General features: G+C 65.0%; 18 protein-coding genes. 8 read left to right on the plus strand and 10 right to left on the minus strand.

Annotated features, from left to right (window positions below):
* Positions 1 to 38 precede the first annotated feature (38 nt).
* From QM693_RS09665 to QM693_RS09690, 6 genes are all read right to left on the minus strand, one after another.
* Complete coding sequence (locus QM693_RS09665; protein ID WP_283352185.1) at positions 39 to 539, minus strand: helicase associated domain-containing protein; 501 nt, start codon at positions 537 to 539, stop codon at positions 39 to 41.
* Positions 540 to 690: 151 nt separating this feature from the next.
* A complete protein-coding gene (locus QM693_RS09670) occupies positions 691 to 1,065 on the minus strand; it encodes an AMIN-like domain-containing (lipo)protein (protein ID WP_283334031.1) in 375 nt (124 codons plus the stop codon).
* Positions 1,066 to 1,593: 528 nt separating this feature from the next.
* Positions 1,594 to 2,226, minus strand: coding sequence for a VOC family protein (locus QM693_RS09675; protein WP_283352152.1), 633 nt, complete (start codon positions 2,224 to 2,226; stop codon positions 1,594 to 1,596).
* A 75-nt stretch (positions 2,227 to 2,301) separates the two neighbouring features.
* On the minus strand, positions 2,302 to 3,060 hold the full coding sequence (locus tag QM693_RS09680; RefSeq protein ID WP_283352153.1) for an SDR family oxidoreductase: 759 nt from the start codon (positions 3,058 to 3,060) through the stop codon (positions 2,302 to 2,304).
* Between the two features lie 234 nt (positions 3,061 to 3,294).
* Positions 3,295 to 3,948: a DUF305 domain-containing protein gene (locus QM693_RS09685; protein WP_283352154.1), complete on the minus strand. Its 654-nt coding sequence runs from the start codon at positions 3,946 to 3,948 to the stop codon at positions 3,295 to 3,297.
* The gene (locus QM693_RS09690) at positions 3,938 to 5,512 is read right to left on the minus strand and encodes an LVIVD repeat-containing protein (RefSeq protein WP_283352155.1); all 1,575 of its coding nucleotides are present in this window, start codon (positions 5,510 to 5,512) and stop codon (positions 3,938 to 3,940) included. The genes QM693_RS09685 and QM693_RS09690 overlap by 11 nt, the downstream gene beginning before the upstream one ends.
* A 155-nt stretch (positions 5,513 to 5,667) precedes the next feature.
* On the opposite strand from QM693_RS09690, the gene QM693_RS09695 reads away from it, so the two are divergent.
* Entirely contained in the window at positions 5,668 to 6,582 is a 915-nt protein-coding gene (locus QM693_RS09695) for an exodeoxyribonuclease III (protein WP_283334040.1), read from the plus strand.
* A gap of 39 nt (positions 6,583 to 6,621) precedes the next feature.
* Here the strand turns inward: QM693_RS09695 and QM693_RS09700 are convergent, their stop codons facing one another.
* Positions 6,622 to 6,885, minus strand: a complete 264-nt coding sequence (locus QM693_RS09700) for a hypothetical protein (protein WP_283352156.1) — start codon at positions 6,883 to 6,885, stop codon at positions 6,622 to 6,624.
* Positions 6,886 to 7,005: 120 nt separating this feature from the next.
* Positions 7,006 to 7,920: a hypothetical protein gene (locus QM693_RS09705; protein ID WP_283352157.1), complete on the minus strand. Its 915-nt coding sequence runs from the start codon at positions 7,918 to 7,920 to the stop codon at positions 7,006 to 7,008.
* 338 nt (positions 7,921 to 8,258) lie between these two features.
* Here QM693_RS09705 and QM693_RS09710 point away from each other — a divergent pair, with 338 nt between their 5' ends.
* The 3 genes from QM693_RS09710 to QM693_RS09720 all read left to right on the plus strand — a co-directional run bounded on the left by QM693_RS09710 (position 8,259) and on the right by QM693_RS09720 (position 10,715).
* Positions 8,259 to 8,681: a hypothetical protein gene (locus QM693_RS09710; protein ID WP_283352158.1), complete on the plus strand. Its 423-nt coding sequence runs from the start codon at positions 8,259 to 8,261 to the stop codon at positions 8,679 to 8,681.
* A gap of 543 nt (positions 8,682 to 9,224) precedes the next feature.
* Positions 9,225 to 9,356: a hypothetical protein gene (locus tag QM693_RS09715; RefSeq protein WP_283352159.1), complete on the plus strand. Its 132-nt coding sequence runs from the start codon at positions 9,225 to 9,227 to the stop codon at positions 9,354 to 9,356.
* A gap of 81 nt (positions 9,357 to 9,437) precedes the next feature.
* Complete coding sequence (locus QM693_RS09720) at positions 9,438 to 10,715, plus strand: sensor histidine kinase (RefSeq protein ID WP_283334048.1); 1,278 nt, start codon at positions 9,438 to 9,440, stop codon at positions 10,713 to 10,715.
* 774 nt (positions 10,716 to 11,489) lie between these two features.
* Here QM693_RS09720 and QM693_RS09725 read toward each other — a convergent pair.
* Positions 11,490 to 11,750 carry a hypothetical protein gene (locus tag QM693_RS09725; RefSeq protein WP_283352160.1) on the minus strand — a complete coding sequence of 87 codons (261 nt, stop codon included), beginning with the start codon at positions 11,748 to 11,750 and terminating at the stop codon, positions 11,490 to 11,492.
* A 131-nt stretch (positions 11,751 to 11,881) separates the two neighbouring features.
* Positions 11,882 to 12,217, minus strand: a complete 336-nt coding sequence (locus QM693_RS09730; protein WP_283352161.1) for a hypothetical protein — start codon at positions 12,215 to 12,217, stop codon at positions 11,882 to 11,884.
* A gap of 816 nt (positions 12,218 to 13,033) precedes the next feature.
* On the opposite strand from QM693_RS09730, the gene QM693_RS09735 reads away from it, so the two are divergent.
* From QM693_RS09735 to QM693_RS09750, 4 genes are all read left to right on the plus strand, one after another.
* Complete coding sequence (locus QM693_RS09735; RefSeq protein ID WP_283352162.1) at positions 13,034 to 14,296, plus strand: IS30 family transposase; 1,263 nt, start codon at positions 13,034 to 13,036, stop codon at positions 14,294 to 14,296.
* A 273-nt stretch (positions 14,297 to 14,569) separates the two neighbouring features.
* Positions 14,570 to 14,857, plus strand: a complete 288-nt coding sequence (locus QM693_RS09740) for a hypothetical protein (protein WP_283334053.1) — start codon at positions 14,570 to 14,572, stop codon at positions 14,855 to 14,857.
* A gap of 106 nt (positions 14,858 to 14,963) precedes the next feature.
* Complete coding sequence (locus tag QM693_RS09745; RefSeq protein ID WP_283352163.1) at positions 14,964 to 15,326, plus strand: hypothetical protein; 363 nt, start codon at positions 14,964 to 14,966, stop codon at positions 15,324 to 15,326.
* A 22-nt stretch (positions 15,327 to 15,348) separates the two neighbouring features.
* The coding region (locus QM693_RS09750; RefSeq protein WP_283352164.1) for a transposase at positions 15,349 to 15,646 on the plus strand (298 nt) is incomplete at its 3' end.

The raw sequence follows: 15,646 nt of genomic DNA on the forward strand, positions 1-15,646 counted from the left end.
CTGTACAGCAACACAATTCGGCCTGCGAGCTGTATGCCTTACCTCACCTGTCCGACAAGGTGTGCTGATGTTCGGGGGCCTCGTGGTCGTGGACCGGGGGAGACCCCGAGGACGGAGAGTGTGCGACGCTCCTTGTCCGGCAAGGCGTCGGCCCTCCACTTCTTCACCGCCCGGTAGAGCCACTGGCCCACCTGTTCACCGTCTGCGGTGACATAGTTCGCGGGAACAAGTGCGTTACCGTGCTCTTCGCGGTAGGCGGCGATGGCGGTGAGCATCCGTCGTCGCTTGGCGTCGGTACGTGACACTGCCGGGAGTGGGACGTCGTCATCGCTCCACAGAAATCCGATTTCGTCGAGTTGCTCGATGCGCTGGGGCGGCAGTGTGCCGAGCATGCGGGCAATCCGCTGGCGGTCCTGCCAACGTCCCAGTCGGAAGCCGCATTCGGTGACGTAATCGGCCGGGACCGGAGTTCGGGGGTGCTGGTGCTGAAAGGCGCGGTAGAGCTGCAGTGCCGAGGTTGCGGGCCTGTTATCTCGCATCGAGATCGCATCCTTGTGAAAGCCGTCGAGCATTATCCGGATAGTCATCACTTCAAGTATGTCAACGAGTTTGACGATCTGTCACGAAAGTCGGCTCGTGTCGCCCCGGGAATGCAATCTCTGCCGGGGCAACGAGTGCCCGAATGTGGCGCTAGTCGTGGATGTCGACGGCGATTCTCGTCGGTTCTGTGAGAGTCGTGACCTGGAACTGCGGGTAGTCGGTACGGAGGCCGACGAACGACTGGGTGCCTCTCTCGTAGTTCGGTGTGAGGTGTACCTCGACCACGCTGTACGCCGCGGGGTCCGACAACGGATTCGGTCCGTTGTACGCGGCGATCCCACTCTCGGCCGAGGAGTCCGTGTCGAAGAAGTAGATCTGCAGGATCGATCGACCATTGAGTCGTGTCGCGGTCTCTTGACCGCGTTGCGTTGCCTCGGCGACGTATCCGGCGCGCCAGCCAGGCGCGTATGTGCCGCCGAAGTCGTAGACGATTCGATCGAATCCGTCGTGCCGCTCGATGTGCATGCCGCTGGCCGTAACTCCGGGGACGGGTGGAATTACCAGCGCTGTGGGCGGCAATAGTGGGATGTCGGTTGTCCTCGGGCCCGGTGTTGTCGGTGTGGGAGCGTCGGGGATACCGGGCCGCGCGTTCGGGTCCGTCGGTGGGGGAGGATCAGGTTGTTGGGGCGGGGCACCTCCGCCCGCCTGTGCGTCGGGGACCCTGCTCCACGGGATCGTTGTTCCTTCGACGGATCCCGTGTGCTCGGTGGTCGACTGGCAGCCCGCTGCCAGGGCGATGCATGCCATCATTGCCACGAATGGGATCCGCGTGCGCGTTTCGCCCCTCATAGTCTGGGTATCGCCTGGCGCGGACGAGATGTGACTCGGGCGAAGCTACGAGCAAGTAGCTGGTTCGTGACGCACGCGGAAGCGGAATCCAATCCGCTCCGGCCGCCGCGCCGCAGACGAGATCCTCGCCGAACCCGTCCTGAGCTCCGAGATGGCCCTGCGTTACGCGGGACACAGTGCCGATGGCCGTGGCCTCACAACTCCTCAGGTGGGCAGCTCCGCCCCGGACTGTTCGGCGGCCATGTACTCGGCGTACCAGTCGGGCCAGTTCGGGTCTTCTTCGCCGGTGCGCTCTTCGTGCCCGCCGTGGGCGGCCGCCGCGCGCCGGAGCGCCGTCGCGAGGTCGCGTGCAGAGCCGAACGAGGTGACGGCGGTGTCGATGCGCCCAGGAAGCCTGGTCGTGACCTCTTGCAGCACCCAGGCATTGCCGTCGGGGTCGCTGACCGACGCCAGCGAGAAGTAGCTGCGACGGTCCGGGTCCAGCCCGTCGCCCGGGCCGTCCGTGCCGAGGTGGAACAGGGTCACCTCGATGCCGGCGGCGACCAGCTGGTCACGGGCAGCCTCGATGTCGGAGACGATGAGGTAGCCCTTGGCGGAACCGGGTGCGGCCGTTGTGAGGTCGGCGCCGAAGTGGATCGAGGCGGCGGCGCCGGGCGGGGTGAACTGGACGACGCCGGAACCCGGCGGTGTGACGTCTTGTCTCCAACCGAGCCTGGTGTAGAACTCGGTGGCCCGGTCGACATCCGTGACAGGAATGACGACGACCTCCAGCTTCATGTCGACCGACGCGACCTGCGTGTTGGTCGAATCGTTGGTCTGAACTTCGTTTGTGCTCACGGGTTGCCTCTCTGGTTCTCGGGAATTGATCGGGAGTGGCGTCCCTCCAGCCACCCACGTTTCGTCGTGTGGCCATCAGAAAACGAACTGCTGCCCACCGTCGATGTCGTATGTCGCGCCGGTGAGCGCGGTGTTGCTCATGATGTGGACGGCCAGTGCGGCGACGTCGGCGGGGCCGACGACCCGGCCGATCGGAAGCGTTGTCCGCAATTCCTTCCGGCGCTCGTCCAGTCGATCTCCGAGCAGCGATGCCGACAACGGGGTGTCGACGAAGCCGGCGGCGATGAGGTTGACGCGAACTGGCGCGAGCTCGAGCGAGAGGGCCGCCGTGAACGGGGGCAGTGCCGCGGTGGCGGCGGAGGCGATCCCCAGTCCGTGACCGATGCGCCGGCCGCCGGTTCCGCCCATCAGTAGCAGCGTGCCCCCGGGCCTCATCTTGCTCGCCGCGTTGCGCGCGACCTCGAGCCCCAGCACCACGTGACCGCTGAGTTGTTCACGCACCTCATCGGAGTCCATCTCGAGCAGGGGTGCGTAGCGCGGGCCCCCGGCCGTGACCAACACATGGTCGATCGGTGTCGGCAGGTCGTGGAAGAACCTCGCCAAGGCGGCCGTGTCGTTGGCGTCGAAGGCTGCGGTGCGCTGCGTGCCGACATCTGTCGCTGCTTGCCCGAGCCGGTCAGGATTGCGGCCGGTGAGGATGACCTCGGCGCCCTCGGTCCGTGCGCGGCGAGCTGTCTCGAGGCCGATGCCTGCGCTGCCGCCGAGCACGACGACGGTTTGTCCGGCCAGTTCCGGTTCGCGCTGAATGGAGACTGGTGTGGTTTCGGTGGTCATGGTTTCTCCGATCGGTAGCGTCGGCTGCCGATGGCCGGGAAGCTTGCGAACACGCTTCCTCCTCGGACCTGCCGCAGCCGTCGGCAGGACCGATCGCGGCCCCGGAGGACGCCGTCGCGATATTCAGTCGCCGATCTGCCCCGCCCACGGAAATGCTTCTACAGTCGTCGCGGCCGGGCAAGGGCGGACGCACAGTGGGCTTCCGGGTGTGGAGCGGCGGCGAGCCTCAACGCCTCAAGGGTGGGCGAGCGGTGTCGCGTCGCGGGTATCGAGTATGGCTGTCATCACTGCGATTTCATTGCTCTGGTCACGGATCATCCCGCGTGCGATGCGGCGGATCGGTTCGGCTGCAACCGCGTGGGTGGCTGCCTCGGCCATGTCGACGCCCCCTTGGTGGTGCCGAATCATGAGCTGCAGAAACAGTGTCTCGGCATCTGCTCCGCGCAGGCCGGCGAGCCGGGTGATCTCGCTGGTACTCGCTGCTCCCGGCATGGGCGCGCCGCTCTGGTCACCCATGGCGTGATCAGATCCGTGCATCCACTGCATCGGATGCGGGGTGGTGAACGGTTCGTCGAAGAGGTTGAGCCAGCCGCGCATCGTCGCGATCTCGGAGGTCTGTGTGACGACGATCTGGTCGGCGATGACCCGGATCTGAGGATCGACGTCCTGCGGCAGCGTCTGGGCGATCAGCACGGCCTGCTCGTGGTGCACCGACATGTCCTGTGCGAAACCGATGTCCGCTGATGACAATTGGACCCCGTCGGGGTTCGTGTCGCGTTCCGATTGCAACCACATTCCGGCGGCGATCCCGGCGGCGCCGAGCAGGATGGCGCTCAGCAATAGGACGAGGGGACCGCTGAACGACGAAGGCGTGGTGTCACTGCCCATAAGTCGACGCCTGATTCGCCGGTGGTTGATAAACGGTGTCGTCGAGCTGCAACGCCATGAAACCGTTGTCGCTGCACGAGGTCCAGATCTGGTTGCCGTGGAACTCCGGAGGCGAGAAGCACCAGTCCGCGGACAGGTCGCCGAACGCCACCATTCCGGCGCGCGGACCGAATGCGACCCGCGGATCCGTCTTGCCCTCGAAGACGGCGCGGGCGAGCGGAACGAAATTGAAGAGTGAGACACCGATCAGCGAGGACAGTGCGTGCGGTGAGTTGGTGAGCTGAACGTTCTTTCCGGTCTGTGCCGGCGGGTTGTAGTAGGCGATCTCGCTGATTCGGCTCAGATCGCGAATATCGAACACGCGGATCCCGGACGATTCCCAGGAGCACGCGAGCGCGGTCGGGTCGGCTGGGCGGTCGACCACGCAGTAGTGCGGATCGTAGGAGAACACCGAGCCGCCTTGCGACGACCGAAGGTTCGCGGCGGTATTGGCCGGGAGCTGGATCTCGAGCTTGATCTTCTGCACGATCTCGGCGTGCGCCGGGTCGGCGACATCGAAGACCTTGATTCCGCCGCCGCCGGTTTCGTCGACGGTGAAGATGTAGGGCTTGTCCCCATATGTGACCGGGATGCTGTGCTGATTGAAGAAGCCGTCGGTCCACAGATAGGTGGCGATCTGCGGGACGGTGGGATATGGGTCGCCGCGTTGCACCGCGCTGATGTCGAGGACGGTGATCCCACCGAGATTCGACAGGTACATCCGGTTCCCGTCCGGGGTGATGCCGAATCCGTGCCCGCCGAGTCCGTGCAATCCCTGCCAGATGATCCGCGGCTCGGCCGGGTTTCTGATGTCGATGGCGGTGAGGAATCCCGGTGCGGGCCCGGACACCCAGTAGGTGTTGCCATCCGGGGAGAAGCCGCCTTCGTGGGAGATGAACGGCAGCGGCATCGTGACGTCGGTACCGGCACCCCGGTTGAGCAACCGGGGGTGGGTGCAGTCGGAAATGTCGTAGACGGAGAAGTAGCCGGTGCCGGCAGCGATCGGCACTGCTGTGGCCGCGAGCAACTTGCGTGCCTTGTTGACCTTCAGACTTTCCCAGGTTCCGCCCAGCATCGCCGGTTCGTTCAGGGTCGTGGATAACACCGGCTGTGCAGGGTTCGACACGTCGAGCACCTGTACGCCCGGCGTTGTGGGGTTGAGCAGGTTCCCGGGGAAGAACGTGCTGGTGTAGGAGCAGTGGTCGTAGGTCACCGACAGCAGGCCACCACCGCGATCCTGCAAGCCTCCGACCAGCGACATGTTGCATCGATAACCCTGGGTGCTGCGGCCGTTGTTCCGGTCCTCGGCCGGAACGTCGCCCTGCATACCCGTTTCCGGCAGCGAACCGGGACCGCAATTCGCCCGCGGAACGGCCGTCGAACCGACATCGTCGAAGAAGAACGTGTCGGCTGACGCGATGGCAGGCATCGGGCTTGTCGCGACCCCGAGGACGGCCGAGACGGCCAGTGCCGCGGTAGCCACACCTCGCCGGGCACTTCCTGGCCGCTTCCGCGCGATCCGCATCGAGATCTCCCCTGCAGTGTGGTCTCAATCACGGGAACGCTAGCAACCCGTACTCGAGTTCACATACAAATTGGCCAACTTCGCAGAACTGGCCGACGGCGAGTGAAAGGTATGGCGAGATTCGATGCGTCGGTCGGATCCCTACACTGTCACTCGTGCGAATCGCGACCTTCAACGTCAACGGGATCCGCGCGGCGCAGCGGCGCGGATTCGAGGACTGGCTGGGCGACCGCGGCCCCGATGTGGTCGCGCTTCAGGAGGTGCGCGCTCGTGCCGAGGCCATCCCGCCGGGGGTGTTCGGCGACTACCACCTCACGTACGACGAGGGCGACGTCGCGGGCCGCAACGGTGTCGCGGTTCTGACCCGGCGTGCGCCCATCGCAGTTCGGACGTGGAGTGGTACAGCGCTGATGCGCGCACCGGGTGAAATGCACACCGACAGCGTCGAACTGGATCCGGAGCCGTTGGCTCGGGGTCTGGCAGAGTTCGCGAAGCAGGGCCGGTACGTCGAGGTCGACCTGGCCGATGCGCCGATCACCGTGGCATCGATGTACCTGCCGAAGGGCGGTCTTCCGGCCCACCTCCAGAAGCCCGGACGCATGCGGGAGGCGCCCGACGGCGGAGCACGCTACGACCGCAAGATGCGTTTCCTCTCCGCGTTCGCGCGACAGCTGACCCGCTCGCGGCGCACGGCACGTGCACGGGGCAGGGAGCTTCTACTGATGGGTGACCTCAACATTGCGCACACCCGTTCCGACGTACGGAACTGGCGGCGCAGCAATCAGGCCGAGGGGTTTCTGCCGGAGGAGCGCGAGTGGTTCGACTCGATCCTGTCGCCGCGCACCCTCGTCGATGTCGTCCGGCGACAGCATCCAGGCGTCGACGGTCCGTACTCGTGGTGGTCGTGGCTGGGGCAGTCGTTCGTGAACGACATCGGCTGGCGCATCGACTACCACCTCGCGACGCCGGACCTGGCTCGAGCGGCGGTCACGGCCGGCACCGACCGGGATCCGGCGGCCGACCGCCGGATGAGCGATCACGCTCCGGTCGTCGTGGATTACGACTTCTGAGCGGTCCGGGCTCCCCGCGCGGCGAGGACGGCCGGAGACTCAGGTGGTCAGTTTCATGGACAGGAAGGCCAAGGTCGAGCCGAACTCTCGGATCTCGCTGGGCTGGTCCGGCTGACATGCCCATTCGATCAGGTCTCGATCGGCCACCAGGTCGGCGGCGCGACGGCGGGACTCGTCAGGGTCGGGCGGTGTTGCCCGGAGCGCATCACCCAACCGGCTCAGGGGTTCGACGAGAGGGATGAGCTCGGAGGGAGGGCGGTTCTCAGGCGTGAAGACCCGCTGAGCGCTCTTGATCACCGTCATCGCCGCGAGCCACGAACCTTCCCAGGTACCTGCCTGGTCATTCGGTGGGTGCATAGCGTCAGCGTAGACATCGTGCGGCGAGTCTCGCGGCGACTGACCTGAAATCGTGGATTGATCGATCTACGGCTGTGCGACCACGGTGTTCCCGTTGTCGTCGGAGCAGTTGATCGTGTAACCGGTCTCCGCGGATTCCGGGTCTCCCGAGAGGCGGCATTCCCACCCGTCGAAGCTGTACACCGGTTCGCTCTTGTCAGGTGCCGCGAAGTACTTCGTCAGCATCGTGTGCGCCTCGTCGCAGCGGAGTGTGCCCTTCACGATGACCACCGTCGCAGGTTTTCCCGTCTCCGGATAGACAACGGGGCCACACTGATTCGATCCGCGGGCCTGCTGGGGGAGCGGGGCCGGGGTGGGCGCGATCTGCGGTGGGTTCGCGCTGGGGAGGCTCACGGGTAACGGGGTGAACTCGAACGTGTAGCCGCTGGTGGAGATGGTGAATCCCTTGTCCGTCGCATCGTCCCTGCAGGAGACGCCGGAGAACTGCACATTGCAACTGAATCCGTCGATCGCCAGCGTGGTGTCATAGGGAAGGACGTTGGCGTTGCCGGGAAAGACAGCCTGGTTCCAGTTCTGGAAGCTCGGCTCCTTCCCCGCCTCGACCGCGATGAGGTTCGCTTCCGCCGGCGGGCCGCCGTCCGGCGAGGCGATCTGTGGAGTCCCGGGCACACCCAATGGCCCCGCGGTGGGATGAGAGGCGCATCCGGCCAGATTCTTCGTGGGAATGATCGCGCACAGCCATTTCCCTGACGGTGTGACGAAGCCGTAGGAATCGGCTTCCGGGTCGCTGGAGGCGTACTCCTTCGCATCGAGACCGTTGACCGGTGCCTCCGTTGGCGGTGCCTCGCTGGAGGCACTCGGTGCGGCCGATTCGGTGCCCTCGGTCGACGATGCGTCCTGGGTGCAGGCCGCGAGAAACAAGGACGAGACACCGGCGATCGATGCCAGCGCCACCGCGGGCCGAAGTCGAATCCTGGTCATGCACCACACCCCTTTCTCCTCAGTCTGCCGGATCGATCGGATGAGATGTTCCCACGAATACCGGTGTGCCGCGTGGCATCGATCGATCTGCGTCGAACACTGCAGGCGATAACGAACCCGAGGTGTCGAGAAGGTCCACCCAGGTGTCGCATCACCCCACCCTGTGGTGATGGTGCCGAATCCGGATCCCAGCGAGGATCGATCCCGTGTTCCTCGAACTGTCCGGACTCGCGGGCGGCACCCGGTGAGTCTTCGCGCGTAGAGCGCGACCGCCCTGGTGACCGCCGCACTGGCTGTCGCGGTGGTCGCATCCGTCGACTGGCAGTTGTGCCCGGGGCGTGTTCAGTCCGACGGAATTGGCGTTGTTCGTGATGGTCGGAGTGGTGTTCGTGGCGGCCGGCCTGGTCGCCAAGTGCCACCGACCGCAGGACAAACTGGGGTGGCTGCTGGTTGCCGCCGGGCTGCTGTGGCTGGTGAAGGGCTTTCGGCTGTCGACGGTCCCGGTGCTGTTCACGGCGGGCGCGGCGCTGACCAACATGTACATTCCGGTACTGATCCAACTCGTGTTCAGTTTTCCCTGGGGCCGATTGCGTCACCGGTGGGAGCGATGGTTCGTCGGCGGAAGTTATGCGTACTACGCGGTCGCCGTCGTGTCCGAGCTTGCATTCCTCGACACCCACCGCGTGAGCCCGGCGCATCCGCCTTCGTTGAATTTGCTGCTGGTGCGTGACGACCCGAGGGTGTTCGCGCGCTGCAGGTGATCTTCGGCGCGGTTGGGGGCGCCCTCGGTGTGGTTCTGATCGGCGTGGTGGTCGCCCGGTGGAGGTCGGGTTCACCGGCCTACCGGGCCGCCGTGGCGCCACTGTGGATCGCCGCTCTGCTCGGGACCGCCGCCACCGCCTGGACACCGCTGGTCTCCGTGTGGGTGCACAGCCCGCAGCATGCGTGGACGCTGCTTCTGCGATATCCGTCGACTGCGCGCTCATCCCGCTTGCGGTGCTGGTCGGGATGTGGCGCTACCGAGTCGCCCGAGCCGCGGTGCGCAACCTGATGATCGAGATCGGTACCTCGCCACTCGGTGACGGCGTCATCGACGCGCTGCGGGCGGCGTTGCGCGACCCGGATCTGGTGTTGTGGTCGTTCTCCCGCGCCCGCGACGGGTATGTGGACGCGCAGGGACGTCCCCAGGTTCTGCCACCGAGGAATGATCCCCGTGAGGCCACTGCCCTCATCCGCGACGGCGTCCTGGTGGGGGCGTTGGTGTACGACCGGGCGGTCGCCGACCAGCAGAGGTTCTGGCGGCTGTGCGGGCCGCGACCACCCTGGCGCTGGACAATCAGCGACTGCACGGCGAACTCGAGGCGCAGATGGCGGAGGTCCGCAGGGCCCGTGAGCAGACCGCCAAGTACCAGGGGTCACCCACTCGCCGGTGCTAGAATCTTGGGCATTGTCGCAGGTCCAGTAGTTGATGTCCTCGCATCTTCCTGTCGGAGTCGCCCGGCCGAGGAGGCCGCCCCATGGCTGAGTCATCGGTACTACCCGCGGATCTCGGCGGCAGCCCGGATCTCGAACGCATCATCCTCGAGCACGCCTATCGCGGCGCGTATCTCCAGCTCGCACTTCGTGGTGTTCTGGTGCTCTTCATCGCGTTGACGCTGGCGTTCGTCCCACCCATGAACGACGCGGGCGTGTGTGTCGCGGTCCTGGTTTGCTACGCACTCTGGTCCGGCGGCCTCGCGCTGTGGACTCGTCGTGGCGGTCCGGGGCCGGTGAACGCGATGTGGCTCGCCCTGTTCGTCGACCTCGCGGTCCTCGGTTGCCTCACCCTGTTGACTGGTATTGCGGCACAACAGAGTTGGACCGCAGACATCCTGAGCAACGGTTTGTTCGTGATCCCGCTACTGGCCTCCACGCAGCTCCGCCCGGGGGTCTGTGCGTCCGTGGTGGTGCCGACGGTCTTGGTATTCCTGGCCGCGAGCTGGGCCACGATGGCGTCGAATGAAGAGCCCTGGTCCTCCATCCTGCTCAGCACGATGGCCCTCGCCGTCCTCGGTGCGGGCGCCGTCACGCTCAGCAGAATTCAACGGTCCAGGGTGCTGACGATCGGTCACCTGGTGCGCGACCGCACCGCCCTGCTTGCGGAGTTGATGGGTCTCGAACAACGCGAACGACGTGCGTTGTCCGAGCAACTCCACGACGGGGCGCTCCAATTCGTCCTGGCCGCGAAGATGGACCTCGACGACCTCACCGGCAGTGCCGACCCGCAGGCGGTCGCTCGCATCACCCACGCACTCACCGAATCCGCAACCTTGCTCAGGGCGACCGTCTCTGAGCTGCACCCCACTGTGCTCGATCGTGTCGGTCTCGCTCGCGCCCTCGGCGATCTCACCCGCTCGGCCCAGGCGCGTGGCGGTTTCGAGGTTCAGCTCCTGACCTCGGAATGGGTCGACGACCTTCGCACGTCCGCTGATGATGTGCTGTTCAGCGCGGCACGCGAATTGCTCAGCAACGTGGTCAAACACGCGCAAGCCAGCAATGTCCGGGTCGAGCTGGCGCGGTGGGGTGAGCATGCCGTCCTCGATGTCACCGACGACGGGCGCGGCATCTCCCGAGAGGCGATCGACCGCAGCCTCAGCAGAGGCCACATCGGATTGACATCGCACGAACTCCGTGTCGTCGCGGCGGGAGGCAGCTTCTCAGTCCACCCCGGGCCTCGATCCGGGACGGTTGCGCACATCGAAATGCCGTTCGAGATCGTGACAGCACCCGATTCCCTCACGACGTCGGCGCACTAGCAGTTCGCGGGTCGCTGAGCTGCCGAGGTTCGGGCTACTCGACGCCGAGCTTGACTTCACCGTGGCCAGCACACTGGCGAGGGTGACTTCGGTGTTTTCTTTTCCGTCGGAGCAGGGCTGCGAGGGCGGCGTTGGCGGCGATGCGGTGCAGCCAGGTGTTGAAGTGGGACTCGCCAGGCCGGAGTGCTGCCAGGCACCCTCGAACTGAGCGATCGGCACCTCCGGCTGGTTACCGGTCGGGCTTCCCGTGTCGGACGAGATGACCACCCCGCGGGCATCGTCGATGCCGGCGACCACCAGGAAGTGGTCCGGCTGATCGTCCTCGACGCTCTCGGCCCGGGGGCCAGATCTCCCCGGCGTCAACCATCGCGATCACGCCGTACCCGTCCTCCGGGGCAGCAGCAGGTTCAGGGTAGGGGACCAGCTCCGGTTCGGGCTCCGCCGGCGGCAGGTCCGACAAGTCCGGTTCCGGCGGGGGCGAGTGGCAGATCCGGGGCGGGTGCCGTTGGAGTAGGCGCGATGTCTTCCGACGGGAGGCTGGGGGCGTCGATGGTCTCGTCCTCGGGGAACACCGGGGAGGGTTCGTCGACGAATCCCGGGTCCAGTACGGGTTCGTTCAGTTCGGGGCCTGGGCCCCAGGGGACGCGTTGTGGTCCTCGAGGTCGGAAATGGTGTCGTCCATCGAATCGATCTCGCTGTGAGTCCAAGCAGAAGCAGCAGTGACCGCTGCCGCACGCCCGTTTTCGGTGCGTACGGCAGCGGGAAGTGGATAGGTCAGAAGAGGTCGTCGCCGGGGAGCGGTTCAGCGGGGCCGTCGAAGGTGCCGTCATACTCGGCGACGAGGCCCTGCGAACCGGTGGTGACCTCGTCGAGGATTCCGTCGTTGGTGGTGTCCTCCATCTTCAGGTCGAAGATCCCGTCACTGTCGGTGTCGACGAGCACGGTGTTGGGGACGTCATCGCCGTCGCTGTCGAGAATGAGGGTGTCGAACTGTCCGACGCCGGTGCTGTCGACGAGCGTGGTGTCGAGGTGCACGTCACCGTTGGTGTCGCGGTAGTACTCACGGACGACGCCGTCGGCGATTGCATCGGCCTGGACAACGTTGCCCTGCGCGTCGAGGATACCCTTGGCGTCGACGTGCCGTCGTCGTCGAGATCGGTTGCGGCTCAGACCGTTCCGTCGGCCTGGGGATGAATGGCGGACACGTAGGTGCCGTTGCTGTCGGTGTCGAGGTGCTCGATCTGGTTGACGCCGTCGGTGGTCGTGTGGACGGTGTCGACGTTGCCGTCGCCGTTGAGGTCGCGGGGGGAGCGGTACGACTCACCGCTCGCGCCGGGGACATTTTCGGGTGCCGGGGCCGACTCGGTTCGAGGGTGGGCTCCGGTGCGAGTTCTGGCTCCGGCGCGACGGCGGAGGTGAAGGGACGCGTCCTCCGGGGACCCGGTCAGATTTGCGGTCGGTGCGGTCGGCGCGGCGGTGTCATTGCTGGAGGGGTTCGTCATCTTCTCGTCCTTGTCGGTCCGGTAAGCAGGGAACCGATCTCCCTGCCTATGTAAGTGAGATGCCGACGATGACGGAAAAGTTCCCGTGAGTTCCCAACTATTTTCCCGACCGCGTGATTACCGGGCTGACCTGAGCATTTCGAGACTGAGGGCGCTCAGAAGCGGCCCTCTGGGTGCATGCAGTCGCGATGCTTTCGCTAGCGTGGGCCCTCTGCCCCGTTTGCCGCCCCCAGGGTTCTATCGCTCATTGCAACACCTTCGACGAGGTGGTTTTGGAATGGCGAAGAATGCGGATTCTGCTGCTCAGGCTCGATTTCTGGGGTTGGTTCGCGACGGACGAGGTCTCAAATACTCCGCCCGGACCGCCGGAGTCCATCTCGACGTCGGTTATCAGTGGTTGCGCGCGGAGTTCTTCCTTCTCCGTGAAGGAGGTCTCGACTGCGAGCAGGCCCGAGGCACCTTGGGGGGTGTGACCTCGAAGGTTGCGGTGTGGGAGGCGTCATTCATCTCGGGTAACTACAACCGGCACCACTTGCGGGTCGAGCCAAGCCGAGAGAAGGCTTTCTGGTCTGCGTTTGCGGTGCGCCGGACGGTGCGGCAGTCGGCCGTGATCGCTGGCGTGTGGAGCTCGACAGCGTATCGGTGGATCGAACAGCGGTATTACCAGCTCCGCGCGGACGGTGTGAGTGAAACCCAGTCTCGGCGCCGGCTGCGGCTGAGCAAGACCAGGGCAGGGGCGTGGGAGTCCCGGCGTGCGCTGAGGATCAGGAAGGCCGAACGCGGCCGGGATGAGTCGATCCAGGTGGCGGTGCGTGAGTGCGCTGCGCGTATCGCCGCAGAGCTGGCGCCGAAGGTAGCGCAGGAAGCGTCGAAACTGTCGCGGACTGCGGTCCGCGGCACGCGGTATTGGGAATTGATCGCCCGAGGGGAAACGAACATCGCAGCCAGCACACTCGTCGGTGTGACTCGCCAAACCGGGATCAATATTCAACGAAGGGCGCGACAGCGCAAGAATCTGACCGGCGCAGACGTGCCGTCGGAGCGGTACTTGTCTTTGGTGGAACGGTTGCAGATCGCCGACCTGGACCATCTGAAACTGTCAGATCCGCGCCATCGCCCAGGGAGATCGACCGGGCGCCGTCGACGGTCAAACGTGAACTCGACCGTCACCGTGATAGCCAGGGCCGCTACCTACCCCAAGTCGCCGATGAGACGGCACGTCGCAACCGCAGCCGGTCACGCGAACACAAGCTGCTCGCCAACGACGTGTTGCGCAGTGTCGTACAACGCAAGCTCGATCGGTTCTGGTCGCCGGAGGAGATCAGCGGCTGGCTGAAGCTGAAGTATCCCGAGGACAGCTCGATGTGGTTGTGCATGGAGACGATGTACCGGGCGTTGCTGGTGGCGGGAGGGAAGAGGCTGGACAAAAAGTACGCCGCCAAACTGCGCAGTGGTCGGAGCGTGCGTAAACCTCGATGGTTGGGGTCGGCGAGATCACTCGGTGCCGTGCGGAACATGACGATGATCGGCGACCGCCCGGAGGAGGTCGACGCAAAGGTCGAGGTGGGTCATTGGGAAGGGGACCTCATCCTGGGGTTGCGCTGTCGATCGGCGATGATGACCCTGCGGGAACGGACGACGCAATACGGAATCATCGTCAATCTCCCCGCCGATCACACCGCGGAATCGGTGAAAAATGCTGTCATCAAAGCATTTTCTGGCCTGCCGAAACGAATGCGCAGAACGTTGACGTGGGATCAGGGAACGGAGATGTGTTTGCACCGAGAGATCTCCGCGGCCCTCGATCTGAAGATCTACTTCGCCGAACGTTCCAGTCCGTCGCAGCGGGGTGCAAACGAGAATTTCAACGGGCTCACTCGACAGTATTTCCCGAAGGGCACCGACTTGTCGGTGCACAGTCACGCCCATGTGCGGTCGGTAACGCGTCAGCTCAACACTCGCCCACGGAAGAACCTGGAGTACGCAACTCCCGCCACGGTGTTCAATGCCGAGCGACGGGCCACTGCTCACCGGCGCCGCACTGCGCTGGAACTCGCGATGCCGACTGCGGTAACGTAACCCGTGAGCTGGGAAGACCCAGATTTCAATAGGCCTGTGTTGCAACGACAGTGAGAATCCGCCGCCCCGTTTCGGAATTCTTCACCGGACCACCTCTACGGGACTTCGCAGGTCAGCGAGTTCCAGTCATGGGACGACAATCGGAACGTGCCGGTGAGGGTTCCGCTTCCGGTGAGGTGGACGGGATCGGCCACCGAGACGGACGGTCACGGCGCAGTGCCAGGTCTACTTGGCCATGCCGGCAGTAGTGTCGATTGGACGAGGAGGTCTCTGATGCGAAAGACAGTGCTCTTTGCAGTTTTCGTGACTGCGGTGGTGTCGGTAGCAAGTGTGTTCGCCGCCGCCGTCGGACCCGGCCATGGCGATGGACCCGATCCCGAAAATGAGGTTGTCGACTCTCAGGAACCGGTCATCGGTGAAGGACGGCCCGCGACCACCGAAGATTTCTGGCGGGATGCGACGGAGGGCCAAGATCTGAGTCGACCACCGGCGGTCGCGCCGGGTGGTTCCGCCATTACGAACGCTACTGCTCACGGAACATTTACTCAGGATGACGAGTAATCCCTTTGTAGAAGCACGACCAGGGGACGAGTTCGCCATTCGGTCAACGATCGTCATTCGGCTCCGATGGGCGTCCGCTGACAGCGAGCGCTGCGACACTGTGGCCATGACGTCTGATCTTGCGGTCAATCTCCTGGACACGTTCCCCGGCCGCATGTTGATCGATTGGTGGGGAGAGTGGCGCGCACTGCACCCAGAGTTCTCCTCCGCTGGGCAGTACGCCGACTCGATCGACACCGAGGACTACTCGGGCCGCGTGGCGATGGTCCTTCACATGTATCTGTACGGCGGCGACTTCAAGGACGTCATCGACCTCGACACCACCGACCCCGACATCGTGGAGATGAGCGAGGCCGTCGCGGCCGCACTGTGCTCACCCAGCCGCGAAATTCTGCTCTCCCCACAAAGTCATCACGGCAACCTCACCGAGTTCCGCACACTAAGAGCGTGTCTCATGTGGATGAAGTGACCTGTGGGACATAATGTGACGCGTGGTAGATGAGTTGTCACTGAGGTTGGTTCCGGATGCGTTGTGGGAGATAGTCGAACCGTTGATTCCTCCTTTTGTCGCCCGGCCGCAGGGAGGTGGCAGTGCGCCGGCCGATGACCGGGCGGTGTTCACCGCGATCGTGTACGTGCTCACCAGCGGATGTGCGTGGCGGCACCTGCCGCCCTCGTTCGGGGTAACCGTGCCGACCGCGCATCGACGGTTCAGTGCCTGGGTGCGGGATGGCGTGTTCGAGAAACTCCATCGCGAGGTGCTCGATCGACTCGGTAGCGCGGGCGAAC

The sequence above is a fragment of the Rhodococcus sp. IEGM 1305 genome, from assembly GCF_030058635.1.
In the GTDB taxonomy this organism is placed as follows: Bacteria; Actinomycetota; Actinomycetes; order Mycobacteriales; family Mycobacteriaceae; genus Rhodococcus_F; species Rhodococcus_F opacus_D.